Raw genomic sequence first — 14,129 nt, 5'->3', positions numbered from 1 at the left:
GATCCGTGCACGCGTCGGGTCGCCGTCTTCTGTCATCAGTCGTCGCTTTGGGCTGTGCCGGTCGTAGACGACCCGTCCGTCGTCGACTCGGTCGCTTCGCTGTCGACGCTCACGCCCTCCCAGTCGTGGTCCGCGTGGAACCCTTCGCGTTCTTTGGCGCTGGCGGCGACGCGGACGAACTCGGCGTTTGCGCGAGCGTCGGTGATCGTGTGACCGCCACAGTAGGACAGCCCCGATTGGATGCCGGCACAGAACTCTTGGACGACATCGCCGACCTCGCCTTTGTACGGCGTCAGCGACTCGACGCCCTCGTCGGCGCGGACGTTCTCCTCTTTGTCGTCGCGCTCCTCGGCGGCGGCGGTCGTCGCCATCCCTCGGGCCCGTTTATATCGTGCGCCGTCGACCTCGACGACTGCACCGGGGGCCTCTCGGGTGCCGGCGAAGAGGCTCCCGAGCATCACGGTGTCGGCGCCAGCCATCAGGGCCTTGACGGCGTCGCCGGACGTGCGGATGCCGCCGTCGGCACAGATCGTCACGCCGGCCTCCTCGGCGGCGTCGGCACAGTCGTCGACCGCGGTTAGCTGCGGGACGCCTGCGCCTGCGACCTTCCGCGTCGTGCAGTGCGACCCCGGCCCGATACCGACTTTCACGCAGTCGGCGCCGGCGGCCGCGAGGTCTTCGACGCCTTCCGGCGTTGCGACGTTGCCTGCGACGAGATCCGTCTCGGGGAACGTCTCTGCGAGCGTCTCGACGGCGTCGATCGTCCGCTCCATGTGTCCGTGGGCGACGTCGATGACGAGCGCGTCGACGCCGGAGTCGACCAGCGCCTCGCTCCGGGCGACGTAGTCCTCGTCGATGCCGACCGCGGCGCCGACCTGCTCGCCTGCCGCGCCAACCTCCTCGACCTGTGCAGCCTGCTCGTCGGGTTCGAGGAACCGGTGCAGGACGCCGATGCCGCCGGCGCGCGAGAGTTCGATTGCCAGTTCGGCTTCCGTGACCGTGTCCATCGCTGCCGAGACCAGCGGCGTCTCCAGTTCGACGTTCGGCGTCAGCGTCGTCGAGAGATCGACGTCGCTGCGGCTGTCGACTGGCGAGCGCTTCGGCACGAGGAGCACGTCACCGTAGCTCAGACCGGTGCGTATATCGTTCATGACCCCTCGTGGCTGGATGGCGCGGACGTAAAAGGCTCTCGGTTAGTGACTGCTCGAAACGGGCGCGGCAGCCGCACGGCTATGCACCGCGAAAACGGGAGAAAGACGGAGAGAGCGTCGACGGCTTAGAGGTAGTCGATCGCTTCGGGCAGTTCGAGCTTCATGCCCTTGCGCTCGCGGATCTCCATGATCTGCTCGCGCTGGAGGTTGTCGGCCATGACCTGGAAGCCTGCGTTCTCGGTGTTCCAGGAGGCACGCCCCTCGGTCGCCGAGCGGATGTCGCTGGCGAACCCGATCATCTCCTCGACGGGCGCGATGCCCTCGACGACCATCAGGTCGCCTTCTTGGTACATGTCGTCGACGCGGCCACGACGACCTTGGATCTCGCCGGACGCCGAGCCCATGTAGTCGTTGGGCACGTCGATCCGGACGTCTTGGATCGGCTCGAGCAGCTTGATGTCGGCGTCGATCAGCGCGTTGTGGACGGCGTTGCGGACCGCGGGGATGACCTGCGCGGGACCGCGGTGGATGGTGTCCTCGTGGAGCTTGGCGTCGTGAAGACGCAGCAGTGCGCCTTGGACGGGCTCGGCGGCCAGCGGACCGTCGTCGAGAGCGTCCTCGAGCCCCTCGATGACGAGTTCCATCGTCTCGTTGAGGTGCTGGATACCTTTCGTGTCGTCGATCAGGACGTTCGTCCCGTGGATGTGCTCGACGTTCTGGGAGGTGTCCTTGTCCATGCCGGCGTCCTGAAGCACTTCACGACGCTCCTGCTCGGGCATGTCCATCGACGCTTCGCCCATCTTGATCGTCTCGGTCAGCTCGTCGCTGAGCGGGTGGACGGTGATGTAGAAGCGGTTGTGGCGGTTCGGGGAGATGCCCTCGACCTCGCGGCTCTCGGTCTGGGGCGCCTCGCGGAACACGACGATCGGTTCGCCGGTGTTGATCGGGATACCCTGATTGCGCTCGATGCGCTGACCGATCACTTCGAGGTGGAGCTCGCCCTGCCCGGAGATGAGGTGCTCGCCGGTGTCCTCGTTGATCTCGATCTGGATCGTCGGGTCCTCCTTGGAGACCTGACGCAGCGTCTCGATGAGCTTGGGCAGGTCGTCCATGTTCTTGGCCTCGACGGCTTTCGTGATGACGGGCTCGGAGATGTGCTCGATCGACTCGAACGGCGTCATCTCGGTGCTCGACACCGTGGAGCCGGCGATGGCGTCCTTGAGACCGGTGACGGCGGCGATGTTACCGGCGGGGACGCGGTCCACTTCCTCGCGCTCGCCGCCCATGTAGATGCCGACGCTCTGGACGCGGTTCTTGCCCGCGGTCCCGGAGACGTACAGCTCCTGACCTTTCTCCAGCGTTCCGGAGAAGACACGACCGGCGGCGATCTCGCCCGCGTGGGGGTCGACGCCGATGTCGGTGACCATCAGGACGACTTCGCCGTCCTCGTCGACCAGACGCATGCCCTCGGCGAGATCCGAGTCGGCGTCGCCACGCCAGACGCGCGGAATACGACGGGGCTGAGCGTCGACAGGGTTCGGGAAGTGCTCACAGACCATGTCGAGCACGACGTCCGACAGGGGCGTGCGCTCGTGGAGCTCTTGTCGCTTGTCGTTGCGTTCGAGCTCCATGATGTCGCCGAAGTCCATCCCGGTGCGCTGCATCGAGGGCATCGAGACGCCCCACTTGTAGAGAGCGGACCCGAAGCCGACGGTGCCGTCCTCGACGGAGACCGTCCAGTCGTCGATGTCGTCCATCTCGTCGGTCATCCCGCGGATCAGTTCGTTGACCTCGCTGATCACCGACAGCAGGCGCTTTTGCATCTCTTCGGGGCCCTCTTGGAGCTCCGAGATGAGGCGGTCGACCTTGTTGATAAACAGCGTCGGCTTGACGCCCTCGCGCAGGGCCTGCCGCAGCACCGTCTCCGTCTGGGGCATGGCGCCCTCGACGGCGTCGACGACCACGAGCGCACCGTCGACGGCGCGCATCGCGCGGGTCACGTCGCCACCGAAGTCGACGTGGCCCGGCGTGTCGATGAGGTTGATGAGGTAGTCGGTGTCCTCGTACTCGTGGGTCATCGAGACGTTAGCGGCGTCGATCGTGATGCCGCGTTCCTGCTCGTCTTCCTCCGTGTCCATCGCAAGCTGCTCGCCTGCGGTGTCGTCGGAGATCATGCCCGCGCCAGCGAGGAGGTTGTCTGTCAGCGTCGTCTTACCGTGGTCGACGTGTGCGGCGATAGCGATGTTCCGGATCTGTTCCGGCTCGTCCATCAGTCGCTCGCACTGTTCGACGATCTTCTTTCGTCTACCCATTACCGTGTCCTATCGCAAGCGGGGTCAAAAGGGTGCTGTTTCGTGACCGCCGAACGTGTGAGGCGGTCACGAAGCACGTCGTGGAGCGGAGCGGAACGACGGCGTTTCGTAGCGGCGTCTCGCCGCAGACGTGCGTGGCACAACCTGACACGGTCACAAGAGTAATACTCCCTCGAGCCTTGCTAGATGTAGTCATGGAACTGCACGTTCAGGGTACCGGCCCGGCCGCCCCCTTTCTCAGTGCCCGGGACCTGTTCGAGACCGAGCACGATCTGGCGCTGCCGGTGACGGTCCGAATCAGGGAAAATCCCGACGAGCGTACTTGGACCGGGCACACCGACGACGAGCACGTGCTCAACATCTCCCGACAGGCCGCTACCGGCGCGATGGCCCGCGAACTCGCGGTCCACGAGTTCGCTCACATGCTCCGGAACGAGGAGGAACACCCCTCTCACGTCCAGTCGACCGAGGAGGCGCTGTTTCTCGCGTTGGCGGGCGAAAGCGTCGAACGTCACACGCTCACCCAGTGCTACCAGATCGCCAACCACATGAAAGACATCTACGCCGACGACATCACGCTCTCGCTGGGACCGTCGGACAAACTGGTCTCGTTTTTCGAGTCCCAGCTCGCGTCGGCGCTGGCCGATCGCCCCGATGCCGCGGGCGACGCCACTGCTTGGGGCCTGTTCGGCGGCCGGCACGTCGAACGTTCGTCGACTCCAGATTCGCGTCGGATCACGGCCGCCACCGATCCCGAAATCACGGCAGTCAACGCCGCCTTCGCGCTGGCGATGGTCGAGCGACACGACCTCGCGTCGTCCGACCACCGACTCTACGACCTCGCGCACGCAGCCGCCCGCGACGCCCCGGCGATCGACTCCGAGGCGTTCAAGCGCCGCTTCAAGAACCTCCAGCGCGATCCAGACCCCAGCGACTACAGGAAAGCGCTCGTCGACGCCACGCGGGCGTTTGCCGCAGGTAGCGGGCGCGCAGCCGACTGACGGCGTCGTCGCGATAAGTGGACCAGCGGCTGCTCACACGAGAAAAACGGAGAGAAGCGGAGAGATTACCGCGCGGCCGCAGCGACGCGTTCTTTCTCTTCTTTCTGGCTGACGGCGTACGTGTTGACGTCGTCGTTCGCGGCGCCGATCAGCTGGCTCGCGAGCGCTTCCTCGACGTCGGTCGAGGTCTTGAACGAGCCGCCGTAGACGCCCTCGGCGATGAACTTCAGGGCCTGATCGACGCGGCGCTGGGGCGCGACGTCGACGGCCTTGGGGACCGAGATGCCACCGTACTTCAGGCGGACGGTCTCCTCGCGGGGTGCGCTGTTCTCGACGGCCTGCACGAGCACCTGAATCGGGTTCTCGTCGGTCTGCTCGTGGATGATGTCGAACGCGTCACGCGTGACGTTCAGCGCCTTCTGCTTTTTGCCCGTGTTCTCGTCGGTCTGCATCAGACGGTTGATGAGACGCTCGACGATCGAGATCTCGGACTTCTGGAACTGCTTGGAGGCGTGTCGACCCATCGTGTGGGCGACCGGCGTGATCGTGATGTACCGTTCGGTGCTGGGGTCGCTGAACTGGATGCCAGTGACTTCCCACTCGCCGAACAGCTTGGCGACTGCGTCGTCGTCGTCGGTGCCCGCCGGCTTGTCCGGTTCGGGCTGGTCTTCTGCTGCCATTGTTATCTGACGGGTTTCTCCGCGTTCCCGCGAACGAGTTCGATCAGGCTGACGCCGTTGACCTTCTCGACCTTGTAGTTGACACCGGAGAGGTCGCCCATCGCACGACCCTTCGCGCCACCGATACCGGCGATGGTGACCTCGTCGTGCTCGTCGATGAACGAAATGGCGCCGTCACCGGGACAGAATGCGGTGACTTGCTTGCCGTTCTTGATCAGCTGGACTCGGACGCATTTCCGAATCGCCGAGTTGGGCTGCTTTGCTTCGATACCGACCTTCTCGAGGACGATGCCGCGACCCTGCGGGGCGCCTTCGAGGGGATCAGACTGTTCGCCGAGACCGCGCTCGCGTCGCGCGTACTCCGAGTCGGACCACCGGTGACTCTGGCGGTCCTTCTTGAGCTTCCGCGCGGCGTATTTGCCGTTCGCCATAGTACCAGCGTCTATCCGACGGAGCCACTTAAGCGTCCCCTTTTGCGGTGCGGAGTTACGGCCACAGCGCCCTTGAGGGGGTGCGATAAAGCGATCTGAGCGCGTTTCGCAGTTCGACGCGACCGCCGTAGCGCGCCGATACGGTGCTGTTCGTCGCGCAGCGACGGCCGTTTTGTGCTATTGGTCAGTAGCTTCGATCGTTCGATGCCGCGGTCGCAGCGGCGTCCGGCCGCTCGATGCCGTCGCCACTACGGCGTCACGGCTGACGACTCGGTCTACTCTTCGGCGTCCTCGTCTCGCTCGGACTTGCGCGCGAGCCAGCCCGCCGTCCCCCCGAGCCCACCAAGCGCGCCTAGAATCCCCGGCCCGGGCAGCTCGTCGGCGCCGCTGCTTTGGCTCCCGTTCTCGCCGCCCGGCAACAGTGCCGTCTCGTTGTCCGACTGGTCGTCCGTCGGGGTTTCGTCCTCGGGACTCTCGTCGCTCGGTCCGCTATCGGTTTCGTCGTCACCGCCGAGCAGACTGTCGTCGTCGCTCGTTCCGCTGTTCCCGTCGGGGGACGTTTCGTCGCTCCCCGAACCAGACTCTCCGCCTGCACCGGACTCGTCGCCGTCGGTGCCGTCGGCGTTGCCGACCACGAGCGTTCCAACCATCCCGATCGCTTCGTGTGGCGCACAGGCGTACTCGTAGACACCCTCGATGTCGAAGGTGTGCTCGTAGACGAAGCCGGCGTCTTCTACGTTCTCGTTGCCTGTCCAGTCCGACGCTGCTGGGATCTCTTTGGACTGAATGAGGTGGTTGTCGGACTCCCAGACCCACCGCACCGTGTCTCCACGGTCGATACGCAGCTCCTCGGGATCGAACACGAGCTCGCCGCCCGGCCCGACCGAGATCTCGTGGTCGGCCGTGGTGTCGCTCCCACCTGTCCCGCCTGCGGCGGAGCCCAGCGCGAACACGCGCTCGTCGGCGCTCAAGAGTAGTCGGTCGCCGACGGGGACCACTCCCTGTGCGCCGGTCTCGAGGAACTCTCCCACTATTTCGCCAGTGGCGCGGTCGTGGGCGAACAGTCCCTCCTCACCGGTCGTATAGAGCGTCTCGCCGACGCCGATTGCGAGCCTGCCGCCCGTCTCTTGCTGCCACCTCGGCTCGCCCGTCGCCGGATCGAGGGCGAGAAGCTGTTGGTCGACGACAGTGTAGAGCATATTCGGCGTGAGCACCGGCGGCGCTACTCTCTGCCCGTACTGTTCGTTCCAGACTTCGTTCCCCGTCGCAGCGTCGAGCGCGACCAGCGAACCCTGATTGGTGACGTAACACTGTCCGTGTCCGATCGCCGGCGGTAACAGCAGCGTCGGCTCGTTGCCGGTCTGCCACGTCCAGTCCGTCTCGCCCGTCGCCGGATCGAGCGCACGGACGCCCGGTTGTCCGCCGTCCCCGATGAACTGCGTCACGAACACTCGATCAGCCGACGCGCTCAGATACCAACCGAGCCGCGGAACCTGCGTCGAGTACTCGATGTCTCCCGTCGCGGCATCGATCGCGTACACCGTTCCCGCCGACGCTTCGGTGGGATAGCTGTCCGTCGCAGCGACGAACAGTCGGTCGTCTAGTCGGGTTACGAAGACGTTCTGATAATCGACCGATGTCTCCCAGCGCCGCTGGCCGTCGGCGCCGAACGCGCTGACTGTCTTATTACTCGTCACGACTACGCCGTCGTCGCCGGCGGACACGTCTTGCCAGCGCCCGCTCGGCGCTTGTCTGTCCCACTTCCGCTCGCCGTCCCGCGTCACCCCGACGAGTGACTCGCCGCGTAGGTACACCGTCTCTCCGTCCGTCACGACAAGTGCCGCGCGTCCGGTCGGCTCGGTCCACTCGACTTCGAAGTCGCTTCTGATACCTGCACTCGTCGGCTCGTAGCCGGTTCGCATCGCGCCGCTTCGATAGGCGGACCAGTTTCCGTCGCTCTGGACGGCGCCGGCACTGCTCGATCCGACGATCGTCGTGCCGAGGGCCGCCGTCCCGGCGATGCCGAGAAACTCCCGCCGGCTGTTGATGGGGCCACGCATGGCTCCCCGTTTGGACCGGGCAGACAAAATACTACGGAATACAAACAGGTTCTGCGCCCGTCAGGTCAACTGCACGTCGTCGACGTCGAAGTGTCGCTCCGCGAGCGTTCGCGCCGCGTCGATGTTCTTGCCCTCCGAGCCGATGGCGACGCCGGCGTCCTCCTCGGCGACCTCGGCGTAGGCGACGGTGTCGTCGTTCTCGCTGATCGTGACGTTGTACACCGCGGCGGGCGCGAGCGCGTTGGCGACGAAGTCCTCGGCGGTGTCGGCGTCCTCGACGAGTTTCACGTCTTTCCCGATCCGCTCTTCGGCACGGTCGACGTTCTGGCCGCCCGGACCGATCGCCTGCCCCATGTCGCCGACGGCGACCAGCACGATGACGCGGTCGTGGTCCTCGTCGACGACACAGTCCCGCGCCGCGGCGCCGGTGACATCCTCGAAGGCGACCAGATACTGTCGGGCCGTGTCCGAGAGGGTGACCGTCATGGCTCGGCGCTCGGGGCGGCGGTCATATCAGTCGGAGCTGGACCCGACGTCGGGCGTGAACGAGCCCATCCGAAGATCGACGTCGCCGGTGCCGAGCTTGATCGGCTTCCCGACGATGACGTTCTCGGTGACGCCGTCGAGGTCGTCGACTTCGCCGTGGATGGCGGCGTCGAGGAGGTGGTTGACCGTGACCTCGAACGCTGCCCGTGCCAGCACGGAGTCCTTGTTGCCGGAGATCCCGTGGCGACCGATCGACTCGATCGTCCCCTTGTTGGTCATGATGTCGGCGACCAGCATCAGGTGACGGATGTTCACGTCGTCCAAGCCCTGCTCTTCGAGGGTGTCCATCGTCTCGTTGATGATGGCTTCGCGCGCGGCCTCGACGCCGAGCTGGCGATACACCTCGTGGATGTTGTTGGTCGTCGTCCGGGAGGCGTCGACGCCTTCGATCCCGATCACGTCGCCGAAGGCCGACCCCTCGGTGTAGAGGACGAACTCCTCGCCCTGCTCGGTCTCTTCTTTGCGGATCACGACGCGGGAGACCTCTTCGATCCCCTTGAACGTGATCTCGCGCAGCTCCTCGACCAGCTGGAGCAGGTCGCGGTAGCTCGGCTCTTCGGGGCCGAACTGGATGACGGCGTCCTGCTGGAGCACCTCGACGCCCAGCGAAGACTGGATCGTCTCGGCGATCTGCTCGGGCTCGATCATCCGCTCTTCGAGGGTGGCCTCGTTCAGGTCGATCCGGACCTGCATGTCCGCGACGTTCGTCGACACGTCGCCGAGCGCGAGGATCTTCGTCGCCTCGATCTTCCAGACGACCTCGTGGGCCTTCTCGCGGTCGTCGGCGTACTCGTCGTCGAGATGCACCGTCATCATCGGCGTGTCGGGCTCCTTACGGGCGTCGACAAGCTCGATCAGTCGGGGAAGTCCCTGTGTCACGTCGATCTCCGCGACACCGGCGTAGTGGAACGTGTTCATCGTCATCTGCGTTCCGGGCTCGCCGATCGACTGGGCGCTGACGGTGCCGACGGGGTCGAGCGGGTCGACTCGGGTGTCGAGATAGCGCGTCTCGACGGCTTTTGCGATCTCGTCGGCCTCCTCGACGGTGATGTCGTCGCGGGCCTCGACGGCTTCGTACACTTCGTTTCTGAGCCGGACCGGAAGGTCGGTGTCCTCGACGACTGCTTCGATGTCGTCGTCGACATCGTAGTCGCGGAGCTCAGTCATCGTCCACCTCCGGTGCCGTTGCCGTCTCACGCGTCGGCGGCTCGTCGGCCAGACGCCGCGAATCGGCGTGTTCCGAGAGGTTCGTCGCCGGCGTCTTGCCGCCGAGGAACTCGGACTTCGTCTCGCCGTCGAACTCCGAGTCGAGCACGCGGTCGGCGATCTGCTCGACGTCGATGTCGTTGTCCTCGCTGGACGACACCCGAACCGGACTGGTGCCGTCCTCGCCGAACTCGAACTGGACGATGGTGTCGGAGGTGTCCCGCACCGTGCCGTCGTACTGGGTCTCCAGTTCCGACAGCGCGTTGATCAGCCGGCGCTGGAGGTAGCCGGACTTGGAGGTCCGGACTGCCGTGTCGACCAGCCCCTCGCGGCCGCCCATCGCGTGGAAGAAGAACTCCCGCGGTTCGAGCCCCTCCGTGTAGGAGTGCTCGACGAACCCGTGAGCGTCGGCGCTGAGGTCGTCGGGCTTGTAGTGGCTGAGCGTCCGGTCCTCGTAGCCGCGGTTGATCCGCTCGCCCCGAACTGCCTGCTGGCCGACACAGCCGGCCATCTGGGTCAGGTTCAGCATCGACCCACGGGCGCCGGACTCGGCCATGACGACGGCGGGGTTGTCGTCGTCGAAGTGCTCCTCGGCGATGTCCCCGGCGTTGTCACGCGCCTTGCCGAGCGTCTGCATGATCTTCATCTCGAGGGTCTCGTGGACCGTTCGGCCGGGCAGCGACTCCAGCTCGCCGGCCTCGTAGGTGTCGATCAGCTCTTCGACGCGGTCGTAAGCGTCGTCGATCGTCTCGCTGATCCGGTCGCGGGCCTCGTGAGAGACCGTCTCGTCGTCGATGGCGATCGAGAAGCCAAAGTGCATGATCGAGCGCATCGCCAGCGCGGCGACCTCGTTGATGAACTGCCGGGATCGCGTCTCGCCGTACACCTTCGTGATCGTGTCGACGATCTCGCCGCCGAACGCGCCGACGCCGTCCTCGTCGATCGTTCCGTCGGTCAGCCGGCCGTCCTCGATGACGACCGTGTCGCCAGCAGAGGAGGTGAACTCCAGGTCGAGGTCGTCGGGCAGCAGCTCCGAGAAAATCTGTCGGCCGGTCCAGTACGGCGTCCCGTCGTCTTCGCCGGTCGGCTCGGGCAGCTCGTCGACGTGAGTCGCACGCAGCAGGTCGAGCGCCTGCGTTTCGTTGAACTGGGGATTCTCGTTGGTCAGCAGGTAGGTCCCCGAGATGTGGTCCTGAATGGCGCCGATGATGTTCTCCCCGAAGCGGGGGCTGAGGATCTGCTCTTGGACGCGCATCAGGACGCGGGCCTCGGCGCGGGCCTCCTCGTTTTGCAGCGCGTGCATGTTCATCTCGTCGCCGTCGAAGTCAGCGTTGTACGGCGGGCAGACGACGGTGTTGAGCCGGAACGTCTTGTACGGCATCACGACGACTTCGTGTGCCATGATCGACATCCGGTGCAGCGACGGCTGCCGGTTGAAGATGATGATGTCGCCGTCGATCAGGTGTCGGTTGACCTCCCAGCCGGCTTGGACCTTCTCGGCGAGTTCCTCGCAGTTCTTCTCGGTTACCTTGAGGCGGCGTCCGTCCGGCCGTTTGACGTAGTTCGCACCGGGATGTCCTTCGGGCCCGTTCGAGACGTATCGGCGGGCCTGCGTGAGGTTCCGCTCGGTGACGTTCATCGTCTGGGTCATCTCCTTTGCGACCCGGTCGGGGACGCCGACCTCGTTGAGCGAGAGGGTCGGGTCCGGCGAGATGACGGTACGCGCCGAGAAGTTGACGCGCTTGCCTGACAGGGAGCCTCGGAATCGGCCCTCTTTGCCCTTGAGGCGCTGGGAGAGCGTCTTCAGCGGGCGGCCGGAACGGTGTCGCGCCGGCGGCGTCCCGCTGATCTCGTTGTCCATGAACGTCGTGACGTGGTACTGCAGCAGTTCCCAGAGGTCCTCGATGATCAGCTGGGGCGCACCGGCCTCACGATTCTCCATGAACCGCTGGTTGATCCGGATGATGTCGACCAGCTTGTGGGTCAGGTCGTCCTCGGAGCGCTGACCGTTGTCGAGCGTGATCGACGGCCGCGCGGTGACCGGCGGAACGGGAAGGACGGTGAGGATCATCCACTCGGGGCGCGAGCGGTCGGCGTTGATGCCGAGCACTTCGATGTCCTCGTCCGGGATCGCCTCGAACCAGTCCCGGATGTCGCTGGGCATCAGCTTGTTCATGTCCTCCTCGGTCAGGTCGATGTCCAGCGCCTTCTCGATGGCCTCGCGGTCGTCCTCGCGGGGGCGGAACTCGCCGCTGAGGATGTCGTTGACCCGGGAGAGGTCGATGCCGGTCTCCTCGGCCAGCTCCGGCGGCGCCGTCGGTTCGCGGTCTTCCTCCTCGTCGCCCTGCATCGCCTCGGCGATCAGTTCGGAGTACTCGCTCGACAGCACCTGCTGGACCTCGTAGTAGGTCGTCGGCTTCTCGTGGTTGATGTCGTACTGCTGGCCGCCGCAGAACGGACAGATGTCCTTCTTGCGGGCCTGCCGAATCGCAGCCTTGGTGACGTCGTTGAGGTCCTCGCCGAGGTTCTCGGTCGTGGTGAGCTGCTCCTTGAACTCCTCGCGTTCCTGTTCGTCGAGACAGAGCCGCGAGCAGTCTCGACAGGTCCCTCGGAGCAGGCGTCGGATGAGCTTCGTGAAGCCGACGTGGATGACGGGTGCGGCGAGCTCGATGTGGCCGAAGTGGCCGTTACACGAGCCCGAGTGCTGACCGCAGGTCTTGCACTCCAGACCCGGGTCGATGACGCCGAGGCGGGGGTCCATCAGGCCCATGTCGATGGGGAAGCCGTCGTCGTCGTAGGTGTCGGCCGTGATGATCTTCGTCGCGCTCATCTCCCGGTACTCCTCGGGGTCCATCAGCCCGAAGCTGATCGTTCCGATCTCTTTGGGTGTGGTGTTTGCTGGCATGATTTAGACGGCGTCCTTGAGTTCGAGTCGCGGTGCGATCCCGAGTGCTTTCATCTCGTCGAGCAGGAGCTTGAACGCGTAGCTCATCTCGATCTCGTGGATGTCCGTTTCCTCGTCGCAGTTGGGGCAGTAGACGCGCTGTTGTTCGACGTTCTCGACCGCGCTCATCCCACAGTTGCCACAGACGTGGATGAACTCGCGGTCGGACTCGTCGAGCAGTCGTTCTTTGAGCGCCATCGCGGCGCCGTGCCCGATCAGCACGTCCCGTTCCATCTCGCCGACGCGGAGCCCACCCTCGCGGGCACGCCCCTCGGTCGGCTGGCGGGTCAGCACCTGCACGGGACCGCGCGAGCGGGCGTGCAGCTTGTTCGAGACCATGTGGTAGAGCTTCTGGTAGAAAATCGTGCCGACGAAGATCTCGGCCTCGATCTTCTCGCCGGTGACGCCCGAGTACATGATCTCCTTGCCCGAGGACTTGAACCCGTGCTCCTCGAGCGAGCCGCGGAGTTCGTCCTCGTCCTCGCCGGTAAACGGCGTCCCGTCGACGCGGCGTCCTTCCAGTGCGCCGACCTTGCCGCCGATCATCTCCAGAATGTGACCGACGGTCATCCGCGAGGGCAGCGCGTGGGGGTTGACGATCAGGTCCGGCACGACGCCTTCCTGCGTGAACGGCATGTCCTCCTGCGGTGCGATGTGGCCGACGACGCCCTTCTGGCCGTGTCGGCTTGCGAACTTGTCGCCGAGTTCGGGGATGCGCTCGTCGCGCACCGATACCTTCGAGAGCTTCGAGCCGTCCTCGCCCTCCATCAGGGTGACGGTGTCGACGACGCCGCTCTCGCCGCTGCGCATCGTGACGCTGGTCTCGCGGCGCTTCTGGGGCGACAGACCGCCCATGTCGTCAGGCTCTTCGAGGAATCGGGGCGGGCTCGTCTTGCCCAGCAGGACGGAGTTCTCGTCGACTCGGGTCTCGGGGTTGACCAGTCCGTCGTCGTCGAGATGGGTGTAGGCCTCCTCGCCGCGTGCGCCGCGAACGTCCTGATCGGGAATCTCGAAGCGGTCTTCCTGACCGCCGGGGTAGCGTCGCTCCTCGCCCTCGTAGGTCCGGAAGAAGTGTGAGCGAGCGAGCGCGCGGTCGACCGAGCCGCCGTTCATGACCAGCGCGTCCTCGATGTTGAACCCCTCGTAGGACATGACCGCGACGACGAAGTTCTGTGCCGCCGGGCGGTCGTCGTAGCCGATCTGCTCGGTGGTCTGGGTCTTGACCATCGAGAGCTGGGGGTAGTGCAGCAGGTGCTGGCGGGTGTCGGGCCGAATCCGGTAGTTCGCGGCCGGCAGCCCGAGCGACTGCTTGATCATCCCCGCACCCATCGTAATGCGGGGCGAGGCGTTGTGCTCGGGGTAGGGGATCATCCCCGCGCCGATGCCGAAGATCAGCTGCGGGTCGATCTCCATGTGGGTGTGGTCGTCTTCGAGGTCGTCCTCGTCGACGGCGACGTAGATGTCGCCCTCTTCCTCGGCGTCGATGAACTCGACGTACCCCATCTCGACGAGGTCGTCGAACTCCAGTTCGCCGGCCTCGACGGCGTCGACCTCCTCGTCGGAGATCAGCGTGTCGCCGTCCTCGACGACGAGCAGCGGGCGACGAGCGCGGCCAGCGTCGGCGTTGACGATGACCTCGCGTGTACGCTCGTCGACCGAGACGTTGACCATCTCGCTGACTTCGCCGCGGCGTCGCGCTTCGCGGATCTGCTCTGCGAGCTGTTCGGGGTCGGGGTGGGTGCCGACCAGACTGCCGTTGACGTATACTTTCGCTTCTCGCTGTTGTTGCTGGCTCATG

General features: G+C 65.5%; 10 protein-coding genes. 1 reads left to right on the top strand and 9 read right to left on the bottom strand.

What is annotated here, in order from left to right:
* Positions 1-35: 35 nt before the first annotated feature.
* Positions 36-1,151: a guanosine monophosphate reductase gene (locus tag CRO01_RS05635; RefSeq protein ID WP_097008099.1), complete on the bottom strand. Its 1,116-nt coding sequence runs from the start codon at positions 1,149-1,151 to the stop codon at positions 36-38.
* A 125-nt stretch (positions 1,152-1,276) separates the two neighbouring features.
* Positions 1,277-3,463 (bottom strand): elongation factor EF-2, encoded by a 2,187-nt coding sequence (locus CRO01_RS05630; RefSeq protein WP_097008098.1) that lies wholly within the window; start codon positions 3,461-3,463, stop codon positions 1,277-1,279.
* Positions 3,464-3,657: 194 nt separating this feature from the next.
* Here CRO01_RS05630 and CRO01_RS05625 point away from each other — a divergent pair, with 194 nt between their 5' ends.
* Complete coding sequence (locus CRO01_RS05625; protein WP_097008097.1) at positions 3,658-4,464, top strand: DUF5781 family protein; 807 nt, start codon at positions 3,658-3,660, stop codon at positions 4,462-4,464.
* Between the two features lie 65 nt (positions 4,465-4,529).
* Here CRO01_RS05625 and CRO01_RS05620 read toward each other — a convergent pair whose 3' ends face one another.
* The 7 genes from CRO01_RS05620 to rpoB all read right to left on the bottom strand — a co-directional run bounded on the left by CRO01_RS05620 (position 4,530) and on the right by rpoB (position 14,128).
* Positions 4,530-5,144 (bottom strand): 30S ribosomal protein S7, encoded by a 615-nt coding sequence (locus tag CRO01_RS05620; protein WP_097008096.1) that lies wholly within the window; start codon positions 5,142-5,144, stop codon positions 4,530-4,532.
* A gap of 2 nt (positions 5,145-5,146) precedes the next feature.
* On the bottom strand, positions 5,147-5,575 hold the full coding sequence (locus CRO01_RS05615) for a 30S ribosomal protein S12 (RefSeq protein WP_097008095.1): 429 nt from the start codon (positions 5,573-5,575) through the stop codon (positions 5,147-5,149).
* Positions 5,576-5,850: 275 nt separating this feature from the next.
* A complete protein-coding gene (locus tag CRO01_RS05610) occupies positions 5,851-7,635 on the bottom strand; it encodes an outer membrane protein assembly factor BamB family protein (protein WP_097008094.1) in 1,785 nt (594 codons plus the stop codon).
* Positions 7,636-7,695: 60 nt separating this feature from the next.
* Positions 7,696-8,121, bottom strand: a complete 426-nt coding sequence (locus tag CRO01_RS05605; protein WP_097008093.1) for a NusA-like transcription termination signal-binding factor — start codon at positions 8,119-8,121, stop codon at positions 7,696-7,698.
* A 27-nt stretch (positions 8,122-8,148) separates the two neighbouring features.
* The gene (gene rpoA2, locus CRO01_RS05600) at positions 8,149-9,348 is read right to left on the bottom strand and encodes a DNA-directed RNA polymerase subunit A'' (protein ID WP_097008092.1); all 1,200 of its coding nucleotides are present in this window, start codon (positions 9,346-9,348) and stop codon (positions 8,149-8,151) included.
* Positions 9,341-12,292 (bottom strand): DNA-directed RNA polymerase subunit A', encoded by a 2,952-nt coding sequence (locus tag CRO01_RS05595; RefSeq protein ID WP_097008091.1) that lies wholly within the window; start codon positions 12,290-12,292, stop codon positions 9,341-9,343. Before CRO01_RS05595 ends, rpoA2 begins: the two co-directional genes overlap by 8 nt.
* Before the next feature lie 3 nt (positions 12,293-12,295).
* Positions 12,296-14,128: a DNA-directed RNA polymerase subunit B gene (gene rpoB, locus CRO01_RS05590; protein WP_097008090.1), complete on the bottom strand. Its 1,833-nt coding sequence runs from the start codon at positions 14,126-14,128 to the stop codon at positions 12,296-12,298.
* Between the last annotated feature and the right edge of the window lies 1 nt (position 14,129).

The sequence above is a fragment of the Natronoarchaeum philippinense genome, from assembly GCF_900215575.1.
Taxonomy (GTDB): Archaea; Halobacteriota; Halobacteria; order Halobacteriales; family Natronoarchaeaceae; genus Natronoarchaeum; species Natronoarchaeum philippinense.
This window is presented reverse-complemented; position numbering and strand designations above follow the sequence as displayed.

Bases quoted from the DNA above. Each gene is read 5' to 3' on its own strand.
- CRO01_RS05635 (WP_097008099.1), bottom strand. From the start codon at position 1,151: ATGAACGATATACGCACCGGTCTGAGCTACGGTGACGTGCTCCTCGTG.
- CRO01_RS05630 (WP_097008098.1), bottom strand. From the start codon at position 3,463: ATGGGTAGACGAAAGAAGATCGTCGAACAGTGCGAGCGACTGATGGAC.
- CRO01_RS05625 (WP_097008097.1), top strand. From the start codon at position 3,658: ATGGAACTGCACGTTCAGGGTACCGGCCCGGCCGCCCCCTTTCTCAGT.
- CRO01_RS05620 (WP_097008096.1), bottom strand. From the start codon at position 5,144: ATGGCAGCAGAAGACCAGCCCGAACCGGACAAGCCGGCGGGCACCGAC.
- CRO01_RS05615 (WP_097008095.1), bottom strand. From the start codon at position 5,575: ATGGCGAACGGCAAATACGCCGCGCGGAAGCTCAAGAAGGACCGCCAG.
- CRO01_RS05610 (WP_097008094.1), bottom strand. From the start codon at position 7,635: ATGCGTGGCCCCATCAACAGCCGGCGGGAGTTTCTCGGCATCGCCGGG.
- CRO01_RS05605 (WP_097008093.1), bottom strand. From the start codon at position 8,121: ATGACGGTCACCCTCTCGGACACGGCCCGACAGTATCTGGTCGCCTTC.
- rpoA2 (WP_097008092.1), bottom strand. From the start codon at position 9,348: ATGACTGAGCTCCGCGACTACGATGTCGACGACGACATCGAAGCAGTC.
- CRO01_RS05595 (WP_097008091.1), bottom strand. From the start codon at position 12,292: ATGCCAGCAAACACCACACCCAAAGAGATCGGAACGATCAGCTTCGGG.
- rpoB (WP_097008090.1), bottom strand. From the start codon at position 14,128: ATGAGCCAGCAACAACAGCGAGAAGCGAAAGTATACGTCAACGGCAGT.